The 17534-nt window shown below is 71.5% G+C and carries 17 protein-coding genes and 1 pseudogene; 1 reads left to right on the plus strand and 17 read right to left on the minus strand.

What is annotated here, in order from left to right; genetic code table 11:
* Positions 1-7 precede the first annotated feature (7 nt).
* From D9C15_RS22770 to D9C15_RS22835, 14 genes are all read right to left on the minus strand, one after another.
* Entirely contained in the window at positions 8-706 is a 699-nt protein-coding gene (locus D9C15_RS22770; RefSeq protein ID WP_128000761.1) for a 3-oxoacid CoA-transferase subunit A, read from the minus strand.
* Positions 703-1545, minus strand: a complete 843-nt coding sequence (locus D9C15_RS22775; RefSeq protein WP_128000762.1) for a dioxygenase family protein — start codon at positions 1543-1545, stop codon at positions 703-705. The genes D9C15_RS22770 and D9C15_RS22775 overlap by 4 nt, the downstream gene beginning before the upstream one ends.
* Positions 1546-1553: 8 nt before the next feature.
* Positions 1554-2582 carry a branched-chain amino acid ABC transporter permease gene (locus D9C15_RS22780; protein WP_128000763.1) on the minus strand — a complete coding sequence of 343 codons (1029 nt, stop codon included), beginning with the start codon at positions 2580-2582 and terminating at the stop codon, positions 1554-1556.
* Between the two features lie 25 nt (positions 2583-2607).
* Positions 2608-3468, minus strand: coding sequence for a branched-chain amino acid ABC transporter permease (locus D9C15_RS22785; RefSeq protein ID WP_128000764.1), 861 nt, complete (start codon positions 3466-3468; stop codon positions 2608-2610).
* Positions 3469-3472: 4 nt separating this feature from the next.
* Positions 3473-4174, minus strand: coding sequence for an ABC transporter ATP-binding protein (locus D9C15_RS22790; protein WP_128000765.1), 702 nt, complete (start codon positions 4172-4174; stop codon positions 3473-3475).
* The gene (locus tag D9C15_RS22795; protein WP_128000766.1) at positions 4171-4890 is read right to left on the minus strand and encodes an ABC transporter ATP-binding protein; all 720 of its coding nucleotides are present in this window, start codon (positions 4888-4890) and stop codon (positions 4171-4173) included. Before D9C15_RS22795 ends, D9C15_RS22790 begins: the two co-directional genes overlap by 4 nt.
* A 15-nt stretch (positions 4891-4905) precedes the next feature.
* Positions 4906-6165, minus strand: a complete 1260-nt coding sequence (locus D9C15_RS22800; RefSeq protein WP_128000767.1) for an ABC transporter substrate-binding protein — start codon at positions 6163-6165, stop codon at positions 4906-4908.
* 28 nt (positions 6166-6193) lie between these two features.
* Positions 6194-7261 carry a maleylacetate reductase gene (locus D9C15_RS22805; protein WP_128000768.1) on the minus strand — a complete coding sequence of 356 codons (1068 nt, stop codon included), beginning with the start codon at positions 7259-7261 and terminating at the stop codon, positions 6194-6196.
* Positions 7258-8727 (minus strand): aldehyde dehydrogenase family protein, encoded by a 1470-nt coding sequence (locus tag D9C15_RS22810; RefSeq protein WP_128000895.1) that lies wholly within the window; start codon positions 8725-8727, stop codon positions 7258-7260. Before D9C15_RS22810 ends, D9C15_RS22805 begins: the two co-directional genes overlap by 4 nt.
* Before the next feature lie 62 nt (positions 8728-8789).
* Entirely contained in the window at positions 8790-9260 is a 471-nt protein-coding gene (locus D9C15_RS22815; RefSeq protein WP_128000769.1) for a nuclear transport factor 2 family protein, read from the minus strand.
* Positions 9261-9273: 13 nt separating this feature from the next.
* On the minus strand, positions 9274-9648 hold the full coding sequence (locus D9C15_RS22820; protein WP_128000770.1) for a c-type cytochrome: 375 nt from the start codon (positions 9646-9648) through the stop codon (positions 9274-9276).
* The gene (locus tag D9C15_RS22825; RefSeq protein ID WP_128000771.1) at positions 9645-11351 is read right to left on the minus strand and encodes an FAD-dependent oxidoreductase; all 1707 of its coding nucleotides are present in this window, start codon (positions 11349-11351) and stop codon (positions 9645-9647) included. The genes D9C15_RS22820 and D9C15_RS22825 overlap by 4 nt, the downstream gene beginning before the upstream one ends.
* Positions 11352-11456: 105 nt before the next feature.
* Complete coding sequence (locus tag D9C15_RS22830; RefSeq protein WP_128000772.1) at positions 11457-12464, minus strand: hydroxyquinol 1,2-dioxygenase; 1008 nt, start codon at positions 12462-12464, stop codon at positions 11457-11459.
* Between the two features lie 34 nt (positions 12465-12498).
* On the minus strand, positions 12499-13008 hold the full coding sequence (locus D9C15_RS22835; protein ID WP_128000773.1) for a cupin domain-containing protein: 510 nt from the start codon (positions 13006-13008) through the stop codon (positions 12499-12501).
* A 272-nt stretch (positions 13009-13280) separates the two neighbouring features.
* Between D9C15_RS22835 and D9C15_RS34150 the strand changes: the two are divergent.
* Positions 13281-13460: pseudogene (locus D9C15_RS34150) on the plus strand (polyphosphate kinase 2); the annotation flags it as partial.
* A 148-nt stretch (positions 13461-13608) separates the two neighbouring features.
* On the opposite strand, the gene D9C15_RS22845 reads toward D9C15_RS34150, so the two are convergent.
* The 3 genes from D9C15_RS22845 to D9C15_RS22855 all read right to left on the minus strand — a co-directional run bounded on the left by D9C15_RS22845 (position 13609) and on the right by D9C15_RS22855 (position 17425).
* Positions 13609-14688, minus strand: a complete 1080-nt coding sequence (locus D9C15_RS22845; protein ID WP_128000775.1) for an enolase C-terminal domain-like protein — start codon at positions 14686-14688, stop codon at positions 13609-13611.
* A gap of 92 nt (positions 14689-14780) precedes the next feature.
* Complete coding sequence (locus tag D9C15_RS22850) at positions 14781-15488, minus strand: hypothetical protein (RefSeq protein ID WP_128000776.1); 708 nt, start codon at positions 15486-15488, stop codon at positions 14781-14783.
* A 56-nt stretch (positions 15489-15544) separates the two neighbouring features.
* Positions 15545-17425: a pyruvate kinase gene (locus tag D9C15_RS22855; protein WP_128000777.1), complete on the minus strand. Its 1881-nt coding sequence runs from the start codon at positions 17423-17425 to the stop codon at positions 15545-15547.
* Positions 17426-17534 lie beyond the last annotated feature (109 nt).

The following is a 17534-nucleotide window of genomic DNA, read 5'->3' on the forward strand; positions in this document are numbered from 1 at the left end:
TCCTCCTTCACGCGGCCTTGAAGCCGCCGGCCTGCGTGACGGTGCGCGGCACGCGCACGACGGCGCTGACATGGATGCCCGGCGTGACGATGGCCTCCGGGTCGAGCGTGCCGAGTTCGGCGATCTCGTGCACGCTCGCGACGGTGCGGGCCGCGGCCGTGGCCATCACCGGCCCGAAGTTGCGCGCCGCCTGGCGGTAGACCAGGTTGCCCCAGCGGTCGCCGCGCTCGGCCTTGATCAGCGCGAGGTCGCCGCGGATCGGGTACTCCAGCACGTAGGGCCTGCCGTCGATCACGCGGGTCTCCTTGCCTTTCGCGAGCTCGGTGCCGACGCCGGTGGGCGTGAAGAAGGCGCCGATGCCGGCCCCCGCGGCACGCAGCCGCTCGGCCAGGTTGCCCTGCGGCACGAGCTCGAGCTCGATGCGGCCGCTGCGGTACAGCTCGTCGAACACGAAGGAATCGGCCTGGCGCGGGAAGCTGCAGACGATCTTGCGCACGCGCCCGGTCTTCAGCAGCGCGGCGAGCCCGGTGTCTCCGTTGCCGGCGTTGTTGTTGACGACGGTGAGCTCGCGGGCGCCCTGCTCGATCAGGCCCTGGATCAGCTCGTTCGGGATGCCGGCGGTGCCGAAGCCGCCGATCAGCACGATGGAACCGTCGCGCGTGCCGGCCAGCGCCTGCGCCACCGACTCGACGATCTTGTCGATCATGCGTTGCCTCCTTCCTGCGGCTGCAGCACGAAGTCGAACTCGAGCAGCGCCGTGCCGTCGCTCTGCTCGACCCAGTCGGCCACCAGCGAGGGCTTGACGCCGAACACCGGGTCGCTCGCGAGCTGCGGGTCGCCGCGCCGGAAGACGTGCGTGATCAGGCGCCGCCAGCCCGGGGCCTGCACCATGAAGTGCAGGTGCGCCGGGCGGATCGCGGAGCGCCTCGTCGCACGCAGCAGCTCGCCGACCGGGCCATCGGTCGGGATCGGGTAGGGCTGCGGCAGGATCGAGCGGAACTCGAAGCTGCCGTCCGCACGCGCCTGCAGCACCGCACGCGCCTGGGCGTGTGGCAGGTGCTCGCGCTGCACGTCGTACAGGCCGTCGTCGTCGGCCTGCCAGACGTCGATGCTCGCGTGCGGCACCGGCTCGCCCTGCGGCCCGAGCACGCGGCCGCGCACGGTGCAGGGCGTGCCGCGCGCGCCCTGGGCGATGTCGGCGCCCAGGTCGAGCTTGGGCGCATCCGGTACGTGGAAGGGGCCGAACACGGTGGACTCGGTGCAGCCCGGCTGCGACGGTGCGTTGATCGCGACCGTCTGCATCGAGAGCCCGAGCACGTCGCTGAGCAGGATGAACTCCTGCCGCGTGCCGCTGCACTGGTGGCCGGTGCGCGTCAGGAAATCGATGCCGCGGAACCATTCGTCCTCGGTCAGCTGCACCTCGCGTGCGAAGGCGTGCAGGTGGCGCACCAGCGAGGAGAGGATCTCGCGCAGGCGCGGGTCGGGCGTGTCGGCGAAACGCGCGACGACCTCGTCGGTCAATGTGTCATTCGCTGTGTCGGTCATGGTTGGTCTCACGGCTCGCGCCTGAGCGTGCGCGCGGTGGGAAACAGGGTCCAGCCCCAGCGCTGTTGCGCATAGCCCCACAGACCCTGGCGGAAGAAGATCGTCGTGACGATCGCCAGCAGCCCGAGGCCCAGCAGGTACCAGCTGCCGTAGTCGCTGAGGAACTTGTTGAGCAGGAAGAAGATCAGCGCGCCGACGATCGGCCCCTCGATGCGGCCGATGCCGCCGATCACGACCATGAAGATCGCGAACGCCGTCCAGTTGACGCTGAAGGCCGCGTCCGGGCTGATGCGCAGGTTGCCGACGAAGTACAGCGCCCCGGCCAGCCCGGCGCCGAAGGCCGCCACCACGTAGACCGCGAGCTTCATGCGCCTGACCGCGATGCCCTGGCTCTCGGCCGCGACCTCGTTGTCGCGGATCGCCAGCAGCGCCAGGCCCTGCTTGCTGCGCAGGAACAGGTAGACGAGCGCGATGCTCGCCACCACGCAGGCCAGCGCCATCCAGAACGTGACGCTCTCGCGCGTGGCCTTCTCGATGCCGCGCAGCGCGGTCAGGCTGGTGCCCGAGCCCCCGCCGACCGCGCTGATGTTGGCCACGCTCAGCCGGAACACCTCCGCAATCACCCAGGTGCCGATCGCGAAGTAGCCGCCCTGCAGCCGGAACGCGACCCAGGACACCGGCACCGCGATCGCTGCCGCCGCCAGCGCAGCGATCGGCACCGCGACGAACGGGTTCACGCCGGCGAAGTTGCCGAGCGCGAGCATCACGTAACCGCCCAGGCCGAAGAAGGCCTGCTGGCCAATCGACACCATGCCGCCGTAGCCGGCCAGCAGGTTCCACATCATCGCGAAGATGAAGTAGCAGGCGATCTCGACGAAGTCGCGCATCCAGCTCGATTCGCCCCAGGCCGGCAGGGTCGCTGCAAGGGCCACCAGCAGGACGCCGACCGCCAGCGCGGCGCGGCTCGCGCGCGTGCCGCGCACGACCTCGAATCGGTGTCCCGGAGCGGGCGGCGCGTCGGCCAGCGGGGAAGGCATCACGGCACTCATCCTCGGTTTCCCTTCATCCCCGGGTCTTGGGGAACAGTCCCTGCGGCCGCACCACCAGCACCGCGAGGAACATCAGGTGCCCGGCCCACAGTCCCCAGCCGGGATCGATGCGAAAGCCGATCTGCTGCGTGAGCCCGAGCACCAGCGCGCCGACCAGCGTGCCCCAGAACGAGCCCATGCCGCCGATGATCACGGCCTCGAAGGCGAACAGCAGCAGCAGCGGGCCGTCCGACGGCGCCACCGTCGTGCGCATCGCCTGCAGCGTGCCGGCCAGCGCGATCACGACGAAGGCGATGCCGGTGGCCAGCGCGTAGACCTTGCGCGCATCCAGGCCCATCAGCTCGGCGATCTCGCGGTCGTCCGACACGGCACGGAACGAGCGGCCCAGGCCGGTGCGGTCGAACAGGGCCTGCAGCGCCGCGGTGGCGGCGAGCGCGACGCCGAGGATGACGAGCGGCAGCACGCCGACGGACAGGCCACCGGGCAGCGCCAGGCTGCTCGTGGCGAGCGCGCCGCTGTCCAGCGAGCGCGGGTCGGCCGAGAAGGTCTCGAGCAGCGCGTTCTGGATCACGATCGACAGGCCGAAGGTGACCACCAGCGAGGGCAGCGGGTCGCGCCCCAGGGTGCCGTTGAGCACGAAGCGCTGCAGCGCGTAGCCGGCGCCGAAGGCGATGGGCAGCAGCGCCAGGCCGATCAGGCTCGGATGCGCCGCCCAGGTCGAGGCCAGTGCGATCGCGCCGAAGGCGGCGAGCACGACGAAGTCGCCCTGCGCGGTGTTGGTCAGCCGCATCACGCCGAACATCAGCGAGAGGCCGAGCGCGAAGAGCGCGTAGAGGCCGCCGAGCAGCAGGCCCTGGACGAGGGTCTCGATCATGGTGTCACACGCCGAAGTAGGCCGCGCTGATCTGCTCGCGGCTGAACGAGTCGCTCGCGCCTTCGAGCGACACGCGCCCTTCCTGGAAGCAGTAGACGCGGTCGCTCACGCGCTGCGCGACGCTCACGTCCTGCTCCACGACGACCACGCTCATGCCCTCGGCGGTGATGGACGGCAGCGCGTCGTAGATCTCCTTGATCACGATGGGTGCGAGGCCGAGCGAGAGTTCGTCGCACAGCAGCACGCGCGGGTTGCTCATCAGCGCGCGGCCGATCGCCACCATCTGCTGCTGGCCGCCCGACAACGACGTGCCCGGGTTGCGGCGCTTCTGCTGCAGGATGGGGAAGAGCTTGTAGAGCCGCTCCAGGCTCCACGGCCCCGGCCGGCCGGCCACGGCACCCATCAGCAGGTTCTCCTCGACGCTGAGGCTCGGGAACAGGCGCCGGCCTTCCGGCACCATCGCCAGGCCCTGGCGCACGATCTGGCCCGGCGGCAGGCCGCCGATGGCCCGGCCATCGAAGCGGATGTGCTCGCGCGCCGCCCTCACCAGGCCGGTGAGGGATTTCAGGAAGGTGCTCTTGCCGGCGCCGTTGGCGCCGATCACGGCCACCACCTCGCCGGCGGCGAGCCTGAAGTCGATGCCGAACAGGGCCTGGGCGTCGCCGTAGAAGGCGGTGAGGCCGTGTGTCTCCACGAGCGCGCTCATGCTTCCATTCCCATGTAGACCCGCCGCACGTCCGGGTCGGCCATCACCGCGCGTGGTTCGCCTTCCGCGAGCTTCTGGCCGAAGTTGATGACGAACAGGCGATCGGCGATCGCCAGCAGGGCGTGCACCACGTGCTCGATCCAGATCATCGTGACGCCGCGCGCCTTGATGCGCTTCAGCTCGCCGACCAGTTCCTTCGCCTCCGGCTCGGTCAGCCCGCCGGCGATCTCGTCGAGCAGCAGCAGCTTCGGGCGCGTGGCCAGCGCGCGGGCGAGCTCGAGGCGCTTGCGGTTCAGCAAGGTGAGGCCACCGGCCGGGCGGTTGGCGTGCGGCGCGAGGCCGGTCTGCTCCAGCACCTCCACCGCGGTGGCCCAGGCCTCGCGCTCGCGCTGCCCGCCCCCGAAACAGGCCGCGGTGACGAGGTTCTCGAACACGCTCATGTTCCCGAACGGCTGCGGCACCTGGTAGCTGCGCCCGATGCCGCCGCGGCAGCGCTGGTGCGGCGGCAGCGTGCTCACGTCGCGGCCCTCGTACTCGATGCGGCCGCCGTCGGCACGCAGGTCGCCCGAGATCAGGTTGAAGAGCGTGGTCTTGCCCGCGCCGTTGGGGCCGAGGATGCCGAGCGTCTCGCCCGGCGCGACGGTCAGCGAGATGCCGTCGGTCACCTTCACGGCGCCGAAGGACTTGTGCACCCCGTGCAGCGCGAGCAGCGGCATGGCCGACCTCGTGGCTCAGGCGATCAGCGACAGCGTGCCGCCGGTGGGGATGTTCTTCGCGGCCTCGTTGTTGACGACCACCAGCTCCACCTTGCGCTTGCCCGTGCCCTTGACCCATTGGCCCAGCACCAGCGGCGTCTTGCTGACGTTCTTCATCGGCCCCGGGCCGCCCCACTTGACCGGGCCGACCACGGTGTCGAGCGAGGTGGCGGCGACCGCATCGCGCACGTCACCCGCCTTGAGCGACTTGCTGCGCGAGAGGGCGTTGCTCGCCACCTCGAACAGCGCGTGGGCAAAGCCGATCGGCTGCGTCCACTGCTTGCCGGTGCCGCTCTCGTAGGCGTCGGCCAGCGCCTTGGCGCTCTGCCTGGTCAGCGACGAGGCGAACGGGTGCGAGGGTGTCCACCACACCTCGGTGGTCAGGCCATGGCCGAGGTCGCCGAGCGCCTCGATCGCGCCGGGGAAGAGCAGCGCCTTGCCCAGCGTGATGACCTTCGGCTTGAAGCCCTGCTGGCGCGCCTGCGTCAGGAAGGTCTTCGCATCGGGCGGGATGACGACGCCGGTGACGATCTCGACACCGTCCTTCTTGAACGCGGCGATCTGCGCGCTGAAGTCCTGCGTGCCGTTCTGGAAGCGGCCCGGGTCGGTGAGCGAGTAGCCCATGCCGGCCAGCGGCTTCGGGAAGCCGAGTTCCTTGTCGCCCCAGGCGTTGCCGTCGCCGTCGTTCGGGAACAGGCCTCCGACCTTCTTGTTCGTCGCCACGCTCTTCCAGCCGTTGGTGAAGTTGGCGATGACGTCCTCCAGGCCCCAGAACAGGTGGTAGGTCCACGCGAAGCCCTTGGCCGGATCGCCCTTGCGGCCGAAGAACCACGGCTGCCAGGGCACCACGCTGCTGACGCAGGGGATCTCGTTGAGCTCGCAGGCGTCGCTGACCGGGTTGGCCGTCTCGGGCGTGCCGGCCGTCAGCATCAGCGCGACCTTGTCCTTCAGGATCAGGTCGTTGGCCACCTCGCCGGCACGGTTCGGGTTGCTCTGGCTGTCCTTCAGCACGATCTGCACCTCGTGCTTCCTGCCGCCGATGGTCAGGCCGTCCTTGAACGCGGCCTTCATCTGCTCGATCACCCACTTGTCCGCCTCGCCGAAGGGCGCGAGCGGCCCCGTCTGCGGGCTGACGTAGCCGATCTTGACGACATCGGCGGCGAAGACGCGCGGCACGGTGCCGGCGGCGGCGAGCGCGGCGGCGCCCTGGATCAGGTGGCGGCGGTTCATCGTCATGGAGGTCTCCTTCGTGGTGGTTGTGGTGTCAGGACTGCGGCGGGGCGCCGTCGAAGGCACGCTGCAGCAGGGCGCGCAGCGCGGCGCGTTCGAGCGGGCGCGGGTTCGGGTAGGGCGTGGTGACGGCGAGGTCGGCGGCGCGATCCAGCCCGCCCTCGGGCATGCCGATGGCGCGCAGCGCGGTGGGCGCGCCGTGTCGCGTGGCCAGCGCCTGCACGGCCGCCGGCACCTCGCGCGCATCGACACCGAGCGCGCGGCCGAAGCGCCGCATCGCCTCGGGCGCCTGCGCGGCGTTGTAGGCCAGCGCATGCGGCAGCACGACGGTGTGCACCTCGGCATGCGGCAGATCGAAACTGCCGCCGAGCGTGTGGCAGAGCTTGTGGTGCAGGCCCATCGCGACCGTGCCGAGCACCGTGCCGCACAGCCAGGCGCCGTAGAGCGCATCGCTGCGCGCGGCGAGGTCGCGCGGGTCGGCCGCCAGCGCCGGCAGTGCGGCGGCGCAGGCGCGGATGCCTTCCTCGGCCATCAGCGCGGTGACCGGGTTGCCGTCGTGGGCGTACAGGCCCTCGGCGGCATGCGCGATCGCGTTCAGCGCGCTGGTGACGGTCAGGCCGAGCGGCAGCGTCAAGGTGAGCTCGGGGTCGTACAGCACGACCTTCGGCAGCACGCGGGCATCGCGCCCCGTCTTCTTGACGCCGCCCTCGGTCAGCCCGTAGATCGGCGTGACCTCGCTGCCGGCGTAGGTGGTCGGGATGGCGATGATCGGCAGGCCGCTGTCCAGCGCGATCGCCTTGCCCAGGCCGGTGGTCGAGCCGCCGCCGATCGCGACGGCGCAATCGGCGCCGAGCCGCGCGGCCTCTTCGCGCGCCGCGCGGGCGGTTTCGAGCGGCACGTGCATCACCGCACGCGGGAATACGCCGGCGCTGCGCTCGCCGAGCAGGGCGGCGACCCGCTGCGCCGCCTCGGCCTGCTCGGGCGTCGACAGCACCAGCGCGCGCTTTGCGCCGAGCCGTTCCACTTCCTCCGGCAGGCGCGCCAGCACACCCGCACCGAACACGATGCGCGCCGCGTTCGCGGTGTAGGTGAAGGCGTTCATCCGCGGGGATACCAAGGGGGAATCTGCGCGTCGACGTTGACCCACACGCTTTTCACCTGCGTGTACTCGCGCATCGCGTCGAAGCCCATCTCGCGGCCGTAGCCGCTCTGCCCCACGCCACCGAACGGCGAGCCGGGGTTCACGCGCTTGTAGGAGTTGATCCACACCATGCCGGCGTGCAGCTCGCGGGCGAAGCGGTGCGCGCGCGGCAGGTTGCTCGTCCAGAGGCCGGAGCCGAGGCCGTACTCGGTGCCGTTGGCGATCTGCAGCGCCTCGGCGTCGTCCTTGAAGGTGAGCACGGTGACGAAGGGACCGAACACCTCCTCCTGCGCGACGCGGTCGCGCCACGAGGCCGCGCGCACGATGGTCGGTTCGACGTAGCAGCCGTTGGCCAGCGCCGCGTCCGCGGGCGGCTTGCCACCGGCGATCACCACACCGCCCTGCTCGCGCGCCACGCCGACGTAGCTCAGCACGCGATCGCGGTGCTGCGCACTCGTCAGCGGGCCCATCTCCGTCGTCGCTTCCAGCGGGTTGCCGAGCCGGATGCTCCTGGCCAGCGCGGCGAAGCGCTCCAGGAACTCGTCGGCGATCCTCTCGTGCAGCATCAGCCGGCTGCCCGCGATGCAGGCCTGGCCCTGGTTGTGGAAGATCGCCCAGGCGCTGCCGTTCACCGCTGCGGCGAGGTTGGCGTCGTCGAACACGATGTTCGCGCCCTTGCCGCCGAGCTCGAGCTGCACCTTCTTCAGGTTGCCCGCGCTCGCCTGCACGATGCGCCGGCCCGTGGCCGTGCTGCCGGTGAAGGCCACCTTGGCGATGCCCTCGTGCTCGGCGATGTACTGGCCGGCCACCGCGCCGAGGCCGGGCACGATGTTGACGACCCCGGGCGGCAGGCCGGCCTCGGCCATCAGCTCGGCGATCTTCAGGCTCGTGAGCGGCGTGATCTCGGCCGGCTTCATCACGATGGTGTTGCCGGCCGCGAGCGCGGGTGCCATCTTCCAGCTCGTGAACATCAGCGGGAAGTTCCACGGCACCACCTGGCCGACCACGCCGACCGGCTCGCGCAGCGTGTAGTTCAGGAAGCCGGCCTCGACGGGAATGGTCTCGCCCTGGAACTTGTCGGCCATCCCGCCGAAGTAGCGGTAGCAGGCGGCGGTGCGCGGCACGTCGAGGCTGCGGCTGTCGCGGATCGGGTGGCCGGTGTCGAGCGACTCGAGCCGCGCGAGCTCTTCGGCATTCGCCTCGATCAGGTCGGCCAGCTTGAGCAGGATGCGCCCGCGGTCGGCCGCCGCCATCCGGCTCCAGGCCGGGAAGGCGCGCTGCGCGGCCGCGACGGCCTTGTCGATGTCGACGCGCCCGGCCATCGCGACATCGGCGATCGGCGAGTTGTCGTGCGGGTTGAGCGTCGGCAGCGTCTCGCCGCTTTCCGCATCGACGAACTTCCCGTCGATGAACAGCTGATGGCGGATGGGCGCGCGCAGGCCGGCGGCGGCCTGGATGTCGGCCAGGTTCATGGTGGGTCGTCCTTGGGTTACTTCGCCTTGGCCGCGAGCCAGGGGTAGCGCGCGGTGTCCTGGCCCGCGTAGTCCGGATCGAGGTAGATGAAGCAGCGCTGGATCTGCCAGTCGCGGATCTCGAACACGTCGCACCAGCGGCCCGCGCCGTGCTCGGGCACGCCGGCGCGCCAGGGGCCGTCGCGGTGCACGCCGTAGCTCGTGCCTTCGCAGACCACGAGGTCGCTGCCGGAGAAGATCCAGTTGAAGGCCGCGTAGTCGTGCACGATGGATTTGAGCGTGCCGCCCACGTCGCCGAACAGCCGGCCGATCTCGTCGCGGCCGCTGGCGATGCCCCACTTCGGGAAGTAGACCTGCGCGTCCGTCGCGAACAGCTCGAGGATCGAGCCGCCGCTGGAGGTGACGCCACCCTTGTCGAAGGCCTTCAGGTATTCGAGCGCAACGGACTTGCGCTGCTCGTCGGTCATGGTCTGGCGGGTGAGGGCCATGGTGCGGTCTCCTTCACTGGAGCGATTGCAGGTAGGCGATCAGCGCGTCGCGCTTGCGCGGGTCGTCCTGGAAATAGACCATCCCGCTGCCGGGCGCGACGGTCTGCGAGTCGGTGAGCCAGCGATCGAGCAGCGCGCGGTCCCAGGTGCGGCCCTTCATCGCCGACGTGTACTGCGGCGTGAAGGCGAAGCCCTCGGCCACCGCGGCCGGCCGGCCGAGCAGACCGAACAGGTTGGGCCCGACGCCATGGCCTTCGCCCGCGGTGAAGCTGTGGCACTGGGCGCAGCTGCTCTGCGCGAGGCGCTGGCCGAGCTCGACGTTCGCCTGGGCCTGCGAGGCGGTGCCGGCGAGCAGCAGCGCGGCAGCGAGAAGCCGTGGCGCCTTCATGCCGCGACTCCGTCGCGCATCGCCGCGTTGGCCGTTCGGTAGGCAAACGCGAGGATGGGGCCGAGCGTCGCGCCGCCGGCCCAGTAGGCGCGGCCCGAGGCCGAGGCGACGCAGTTGCCGACGCCGTAGAGGCCGGGGATCGGCTTGTCGGCCGCGTCGAGCACGCGGCCGTTCGTGTCGGTCTTCGGCCCGCCCTTGGTGTCGAGCGTGCCGGCGACCACGAGCGCGGCGTAGTACGGCCCGCTGTCGGACAGCGGCCACATCGTCGGGTTCTTGCGGCCCGGCTCGTCCTTCACGTCGCCGTTGAACAGCTGCTCGACGATGCGCTCGCCGCGATGGAAGTCGAGGTCCTTGCCATTGCGGGCGAAGCCGTTGAAGCGGGCGATGCTCGCGCGCAGCTTGGCGAGGAAGTCCGGCGCGAGCTTCGCACCGCCGGTCACGCTGGCGTACTTGGCCAGGCGCGCATCGATCGCCTTGGCCAGCTCGTCGAGCGTCGCGCCGCGGATCACGTGGCGGTCGTCGGTGCCCTTGGGCACGATCAGGCGGCCGTACTCGGCGCTGGCGGAATGGTCCTGCGAGCGCTGGTCCCACACCGCGATGCGCACCAGGTTCGGGTACTCGGCCTTGGCGCCGTCCCACTCGAAGAAGGTGTGCGCGAGCTCGTTGTACTGCAGCTTCTCGTTGACGTTGCGCACGCCGTACTTGTTGACCCACAGCATCGAGTCGCCGGCCACCGAGAACATGCCGGAGATCGATCCGTCGCGCGCCACCGCCTTCTCCAGCGGGATCGGGCACATCCAGGCGTAGTTCATGTTGCGCAGCTGCGCGCCGACGGCCGAGGCGAGCGTGACGAAGTCGCCCTCGTTGCTCGGCGCCGCGCAGCCGCCGTAGACCGGGCCGTTCAGGAAGTGGCGGCGCAGCTCGGCGTTGTGCGTGAAGCCGCCGGTGGCGAACACCACACCGCGGCGCGCCTTGAAGCGCAGCGTCGCGCCGAGCTCGTCGGTGGCTTCCAGGCCGATCACGCGGCCCTCGGCATTGCGCAGGATCTTCGTGGCGCGCGTGCCGGTGCGGATCGAGATGCCCTCGGCGCGTGCCTTGGCCGACATCGTGCGGATCGCGACCCGCCCGCCGTCGGACATGCTCGGCGCCGCCTCGGCCGGCACCAGCACGCGGCCCTTGGGCGCCTTGTCTTCCGGCAGCTCGGCGAAGTAGTCGGGCACGTCGGCCACGTGGCGGTAGGGCAGCGCGCCGCGTTCGGCCAGCAGCTCGGCGGCCGGCGAGGCGCTGTCGTAGAAGGCCTCGCACATCTCGTACTCCCAGGCGCTCAGGCCATAGCGCGGCGCGGCCGGGTCGTAGCCCTGCGGGTTCGAGAGCCGCGCGACGTACTTCAGGAAGTCCGGCTTCGGGTCGCTCATGCCGGCCTTGCGCATCGCGGCGTTGTTCGGCACCCAGTACCAGAACGCAGCCTTGTTCGTGGTGCCGCCGATGCTGCCGGCCTTCTCGAGCACGACGACGCTGGCGCCCTGCCAGCGGGCGAACAGGGCCGAGGCCAGGCCGCCGGCGCCGCTGCCGCAGACGACGAAGTCGAACTCGCCGTCGAAGGCCGGTTCGGCGGCGGCCGCGGGGCGCGCGGCAAGGCCGAGGGTGGCGGCGGCGGCGGTGGCGCCGGTGACGAAGCGCCGGCGCGAGGTGGTGGCATCCATGGCGGATCTCCGGGTTCAGGCAAGGCGGCGCCCGGCGCGCCCGTCGGGGCGCGTGGTCGCGAGCGTCGGTGCCGACCGGCGCGCTCGCCGGTCAGCGGGTCGCCGTCAGAACTGCACCGGCACTTCGGGCGCTTCGCCCTTCTGGATCTCGTAGACGAGGTTCGGCGAGCCGTTCTCCCACACCAGCAGCATCGAGCGCTTCGGGCTGTAGCCCTGGTGGCGGCAGTAGGCCGGCATCGCGGCCATGTCGCCGGCCTTCATGATCACGCGCGCCAGCGGCTTGCCGCTTTCCTTGTGCGCGCAGTCCCAGTGGATCTCGTCGCACATCTGGAAGAACCACTCGACGCGGTCGTTGCCGTGCACGATGGGCAGGATGTGCTCCTCGGTGGTCGGGCACATGTAGCTGTACTTGACGACGCTGGTGAAGCTCGGGTTCCAGGTCACCTGGCTGCGGCTCAGGAAGGCGAACAGGTTGAAGGCGTGCACCTCGTTCTCGAAGCCGGGCTCGGGGTGCAGCTCGGGCTGGTCCTGCGGCACGTCGGCGAAGGCGCGGTTGATCGGCGCGCCGCGCGCGTCGGTGCGCAGGTCGAGGTCGCCCTTCAGGCCGACGCAGCGCGTGGCCAGCTCGCGGGCCCGCGTGATCGCCGGGCGGTTGTGGCCGTTCTTGCGGCCGTAGGGCGAGCCGGTCTCCTGCGGCGCGGCGAAGGGGTCGAAGCCCTCGTTGGTCCAGTCGTCCAGCATTTGCTTGAAGGTCTCGCCGATCTGCTCGGTCGGGAAGTTCTCCAGCAGGTCGACGCCCGCGTCCTTCATCGTCGCGTTGTAGCTGCCGGCGAAGAAGTCGACCGTCTTGTAGTGGTTGACGGTGCCGATCACATGGTCGAAGTTGACCCAGCCGTAGAAGAAGCCCCAGGCCACGTCGCGCATCAGCGCGCGCAGGAAGTTGCCCGCGTCCATCGTGTGGCTGAGCGGGCGGCCGTCGCGCGTGGTCCAGGTGATGTGGGCGAAGTACTCGTCGCGGCGGAAGGTGAAGCTGCCGAGCGTGAAGCTCCGGTAGCCCATCGTGGCGTCGGGCTGCGAGGCGATGACCTTGGCGAGGTCGGCGGGTGCGTTCATGGTGTGGTTCCTCGGCGAAGACGGTGGGAGGCGATCAGTTGGCCTGGCAGATCTCGGCCCAGCGCTCGACGGAGACGTCGCCCTTGCAGGTCTGCAGGATCACGACCCCCGGCTTCGCGCTGCGGAACTGGTAGGCGCAGTTCTTCGGCAGCAGGCCCTGGTGGCCGCGCCTGAGCTTCATCCAGCCCATCTTCGGGCCCTTGGGCTCGCCCTTCACGAGCACGGCGCCGTTGTGCTCCGCGTCGGGCACGATCTGCTCGCCCTGCAGCTGCACGAGGTGGATCTCGACCTCGCCGTCCATCGCCAGGGCGAACTCGTCGTGCGCGCAGGTGTACCAGGGCGAGGTGCCCTCGGCGCGCACGCACTCGAGCACGTAGATCTGGTTCTGGCCGAACACGACGCGCTCGTACGGCCTGGCCTTCGACGCGATCTCGAAGCAGTTGCTGAACGCGTAGTGGCGCACGTCGTCGTCGATGGCCTGGACCTGGCCCTTCTCGTAGTGGTCCAGCGACGCGAACTTCGTCTGGTAGGCAACCTGGGGCATGGAGGGTCTCCTCGGTGGATCGTTCGCCTTTGCGAGCGGATGAAGACCAGTCTAGGCACCAGTCCGCAGTTCGGGTAGAGGCAACAAGGGCACGTCATTGTTCGACGATGCCGAGCAATGCTCCGGGTTTTCCCCCCTGGCCTTCCGTGGCGTCACCGAGCGGTCGCAGGCGCCGGCAACCCTCGTCGCCGGCTCGACTCCGCTGCCCGGCCCCCGCATGGACCGCGGCACCAATCCCGCCGAACTCGTTTCCCGCATCCGCGCCGACCTGCTTCAAGTCCCTGTTCGCGCTGCAGCGCGAGCGGGTGCGGCTGCAGGACGCGGTGGCCGCCACGACGCAGAAGGTCGTGACCATGTTCGAAGGGCGCGACGCGGCCGGCCAGAGCGGCGCGATCAAGCGCACCACGCCGCACCTGAACCCGCGTGTGTGCCGCGTCGTCGCGCTGCCGGCGCGGATGTTCGTGCCCGAGCGCTACTGAGCACCCCCAGGGCCGGGACGAGCCCGGCCCGCCCCCCGCGGGGGGCAAGGAAACTTGGGGCGGCCCGGCGTTTCCTTGGGAGGCACCGCGTCGCTCCTGCGCCTCACAGCCTCACACCTTCTCAGGGCAGGGCGTAGCGCGCCACGGCCGCCTCGTCCCAGTCGATGCCCAGGCCGGGGCCGCGGGCGGTCACGCAGCCGTCGACGGGCTGGCAGGGGTGGGCCAGCACCGCGGCGCCGAAGTCCATGAACTCCAGCCAGTCGCAGGTCGGCGTGACGGCCAGCACATGGGCGCTGGCCTCGATGAACAGGTGGCTGGACATGGGCATGGATGCCGCGCGCGCCAGGCCCATGACACTGAGCCAGCCGGTGATGCCGCCGATCTTCATCAGGTCGGGCATCATGCGGTCGCAGGCGCCGGCGCTCAGCGCCCGTTGGGCGTCGCGCGCGAACCACCAGTTCTCGCCGGTCTGGATCGGTATCGGCGAACGCGCGCGCACCTGCGCATGACCCTGCAGGTCCTCCGCGGCGACGGGCTCCTCGACCCATTCCAGCCCGAACGGCTCGAGCGCGCGCACGCGCCGGATCGCTTCGCCGGGACCGAGGCTCTGGTTGTAGTCCACCATCAGCGCGACGGCGTCGCCGACGATGCTGCGCAGATCGCGCAGCGTGGCCAGGTCATGCTCCAGCGACCCGCCGCCGAGCTTGATCTTCAGGCCGCGGAAGCCGCGTTCGACGCTGCGCGCCAGCGCCTCCGCATCCCTGGCCGGGTCGACCAGGCCCCAGCTGTCGTAGGCCCGCACGGGCCGCGCTTCGCCGCCGAGCAGGCGCACCACCGGCAGGCCCGAGGCCTGCCCCATCGCATCCCAGAACGCCATGTCGAGGCCCGAGACCAGCATGCCCAGCAGGCCCTGCAGGCCCAGCAGGCGGAACTGCTTCTCGAACTGCTCCTGCCGTGCCAGCGGCACCACCGGCTGCCCGCGCAGCAGCGGGGCGACCTGCTCGGCGAGCGCCAGCAGCGGCCGCAGCACGACCGGCGTGTACGCGAACAGGTAGGAGCGCCCGGTGATCCCTTGTTCCGTCGCCACGTCGAGCAGCACCAGCGGCGAGGCCTCGATGCTGCCGGAGGCCGTCCGGATCGGTCGCAGCAGCGGCGCGATCACGGCGCGGGCGCGGATGTCACTGATCACCAGGGATTCCATGCGGCGCTCTCCGTCGGCCCGGACCGGGCTCGCGAGACCGCAGTCTAGGCAGGTCGCGCGGTTTCACGCCACCGCGTGGCCTGCCCGCAGCGTCACCTCTCGGCGGGGAGGCCGGCAGCGACACGCGCGTACCGGTACCACAGGTTGTCGGCGTGGTAACCCGAGCCCAGGATGAAGCGCGTGACGGTGACCTCGTCGCTGCGCCAGTTGACGACCAGCGAACCGTCGACGGCGCGCAGCAGGTTCACGAAGGTCCCGCCGCCGCCGATCAGCAGGATCGAGACGCGGCTGTGGGCGCTGGGCTCGTTGAAGAACCTCAGGGTCGGCTCGCCGTACAGCGACCGGCAGCTGAACAGGTCGTCGACACGGTCCTCCGACAGCGCGAAGCGATAGCGACGGAAGCTCAGCGGCGTGCGGCCGCCGGCGGCGTCGATGAAAGTGACGGTCATCGACTCGGGTGCCTGCTCGATGGACACCCAGGCCGGGTCGGCCGGGAGCGTCGGCCAGGTCCGGTTCCAGGCCGCCGGGCCGGTGGGGCTCCTGGAGCGGGCCATGGCGGTGAAGATGTCGGCCAGGGAGGGCGGCTCGCCGGCCTCGGGCGGAAACGAGGCCGCTCCCCGGTTGCCGTACGTTCCGCGGATGTCGGGGCAGCCCTCGGCGGTCGGTGCTGACTTGATCGATGCCCATGCCGGCGGGTAGGGCGGGCTGCCGGCACTCGTGGCGCACCCCAGCTGGGCCAGCAGCAGCCCCAGGGCCAGGGCGGCCGGCACCACCCGGGGCAGCCCGTCGGCGCGGGTCACGGCAGGGGCGCAACGCAGCGCGGGCCCATGGTGGGCCATGTCGCCGGCGTGGCCGCTCACCCCGGCACCGGCCCCCAGGCCTTGAGCGCGCGCAGCAGCGGGCGCTTCTTGGACTGGTGGCCCTCCATGCGGCGCAGCACGTCGTCGAGCGTGTGCATCGCCTCGAGGATGTGCGGGCCCTTGTTCAGCATCACGCACTCGGCGCGTTCGCCCATTGCCGCGTCGGTGATCTCCGCGCGTGAGGGCCGGCCGGTCTTGGCCAGGCCCTCCAGCACCTGGGTGGCCCAGACCACCGGCAGGTGCGCCGCCTCGCAGGCCCAGAGGATCTCCTCCTGCACCTCGGCCAGGCGCTCGAAGCCGCATTCCACCGCCAGGTCGCCGCGCGCGATCATCACGCCCGCGGCCTCGCCGGCCATCGCGGCGAACAGCATCTCGGGCAGGTGCTCGAAGCCGCGCCGGGTCTCGATCTTCAGCACCAGGCCGAGCGCGCCCGCGCCGCGCCGCGCCAGCTCGGCGCGCAGCGCGCGCACGTCGGCCGCACCCTGCGCGAACGAGAGGCCGACCAGATCGGCCTGCTGCGCCACCAGGTCCAGGTCGGCCAGGTCCTTGGGGGTGAGGGCCGGCAGCTCGAGCCGGCTGTCGGGCAGGTTGATGCCCTTGTCGGCGCCCAGCGTGGCGCCGGCCTCGGCGATGTCGGTGATCTCCACGTCGACGCCGCGCGCGGCCACGCGCCGCACCACGCCGCCGATGCGTCCGTCGTCGAACCAGACGCGCTCGCCCTTGGCCAGCCGGCCCAGCACCTCGGGCGGGGTGCAGGCGATGCCGGCCGGGCGCACGCGGCCCTCGTCGGAGCCGTGGCTGGCGTCGTGGCCCAGGCCGCTGCGCAGCAGGCGTAAGGTGTCGCCGCGCTGCAGGCCGATGCGGCCGGGCCGCTCGGGCAGGTCCGCGAGCAGCGTGTCGCGCGGTTGCGCGCCGTGGCGCAGCAGGCGCAGCCGCGTCTGCGGCGTCAGGTAGGCGCTGCGCTCGCATTGCAGCAGCACGCCGCCGGAGCGCTCGTCCACCACCGTCAGGCGGCGCTCGGCGCCGCGCGCGTCGACCAGCTCGACCCGGTCGCCCGGGTGCAGACGCGCCAGCCACTCGGGCGCGACGCCCAGCGTCAGCTGCGCGCCGTGCACGGGCGCCGCCAGGCCGCGCGCGCGCAGCCCGAGCAGGGCCGGCGCGGTGACGCGGCCGAAGGCGTCGCGCTGCGGACGCAGCTTGACCACCTGCGGGCCGGGCGCCACCGGCCCGGTGCGGATCTTCTGGCCGGCCAGGTCCATCAGCACCCGCACCGGGCGCCCGACCGCGGCCGCGGCGCGGCGCACCTGCGCGGCCATCGCCGTCCAGCACGGCGCGTCGTCGTGGGCGCAGTTGATGCGGGCCACGTCCATGCCCGCGTGCACCAGCGCATCGACCAGCGCCGCGTCGTGCGCCGCCTCGGCGGGCAGCGTCACCATCATGCGCACGCGCCGGCCCGGCGGCGGCGGGCCGAACAGGCGCTGCGCCTGCCCCTCGAGCAGCGCGCGGCCGAGGCGGAAGCCGGCCGGTTCGTCGGCCAGCGCCTGCCAGGGCCGGCCCAGCAGCACGTGCAGCAGGCCGATCACCTTGTCGAGGGTGGCCATCACGTGGCTTTCGGCGCGCCCGAGCGAGGACAGGCCGAGCCGCGCCAGCCGGTCCTGCAGGCCGCGCGCGTCGACGCTGCGCATTGCCAGGTAATGCGCCAGGTTGCGCGCGCTGGCCGCCTGCGACGGGTGCACGGCGGCGATCCAGTCGGCCAGGCGCTGCTCGCAGTCGGCCATCGCGCGGCGCAGCCCCTGCAACTCGACCAGCAGCGCCTGGCATTCGGTGCGCTCCCAGGCCGCCTCGCGCGGCAGGCCGGTGTCGACGCTGTGTTCCATGCGCAGGGAGTCTGGCCCCGCCGAATGACGCGTGCATGACGGCGTGCGCGGGCGACGCGAACCGCCGACAGGAAGCTTGAGCCGGCTCAACACCGGGCCACGTGGCGAC

Origin of the sequence: Piscinibacter defluvii (assembly GCF_004011805.1) — a bacterium.
In the GTDB taxonomy this organism is placed as follows: Bacteria; Pseudomonadota; Gammaproteobacteria; order Burkholderiales; family Burkholderiaceae_C; genus Piscinibacter; species Piscinibacter defluvii.

Excerpts from the sequence above, each read along its gene's own strand:
- D9C15_RS22770 (WP_128000761.1), bottom strand. The coding sequence starts at position 706 with ATGATCGACAAGATCGTCGAGTCGGTGGCGCAGGCGCTGGCCGGCACG.
- D9C15_RS22775 (WP_128000762.1), bottom strand. The coding sequence starts at position 1,545 with ATGACCGACACAGCGAATGACACATTGACCGACGAGGTCGTCGCGCGT.
- D9C15_RS22780 (WP_128000763.1), bottom strand. The coding sequence starts at position 2,582 with ATGCCTTCCCCGCTGGCCGACGCGCCGCCCGCTCCGGGACACCGATTC.
- D9C15_RS22785 (WP_128000764.1), bottom strand. The coding sequence starts at position 3,468 with ATGATCGAGACCCTCGTCCAGGGCCTGCTGCTCGGCGGCCTCTACGCG.
- D9C15_RS22790 (WP_128000765.1), bottom strand. The coding sequence starts at position 4,174 with ATGAGCGCGCTCGTGGAGACACACGGCCTCACCGCCTTCTACGGCGAC.
- D9C15_RS22795 (WP_128000766.1), bottom strand. The coding sequence starts at position 4,890 with ATGCCGCTGCTCGCGCTGCACGGGGTGCACAAGTCCTTCGGCGCCGTG.
- D9C15_RS22800 (WP_128000767.1), bottom strand. The coding sequence starts at position 6,165 with ATGACGATGAACCGCCGCCACCTGATCCAGGGCGCCGCCGCGCTCGCC.
- D9C15_RS22805 (WP_128000768.1), bottom strand. The coding sequence starts at position 7,261 with ATGAACGCCTTCACCTACACCGCGAACGCGGCGCGCATCGTGTTCGGT.
- D9C15_RS22815 (WP_128000769.1), bottom strand. The coding sequence starts at position 9,260 with ATGGCCCTCACCCGCCAGACCATGACCGACGAGCAGCGCAAGTCCGTT.
- D9C15_RS22820 (WP_128000770.1), bottom strand. The coding sequence starts at position 9,648 with ATGAAGGCGCCACGGCTTCTCGCTGCCGCGCTGCTGCTCGCCGGCACC.
- D9C15_RS22825 (WP_128000771.1), bottom strand. The coding sequence starts at position 11,351 with ATGGATGCCACCACCTCGCGCCGGCGCTTCGTCACCGGCGCCACCGCC.
- D9C15_RS22830 (WP_128000772.1), bottom strand. The coding sequence starts at position 12,464 with ATGAACGCACCCGCCGACCTCGCCAAGGTCATCGCCTCGCAGCCCGAC.
- D9C15_RS22835 (WP_128000773.1), bottom strand. The coding sequence starts at position 13,008 with ATGCCCCAGGTTGCCTACCAGACGAAGTTCGCGTCGCTGGACCACTAC.
- D9C15_RS22845 (WP_128000775.1), bottom strand. The coding sequence starts at position 14,688 with ATGGAATCCCTGGTGATCAGTGACATCCGCGCCCGCGCCGTGATCGCG.
- D9C15_RS22855 (WP_128000777.1), bottom strand. The coding sequence starts at position 17,425 with ATGGAACACAGCGTCGACACCGGCCTGCCGCGCGAGGCGGCCTGGGAG.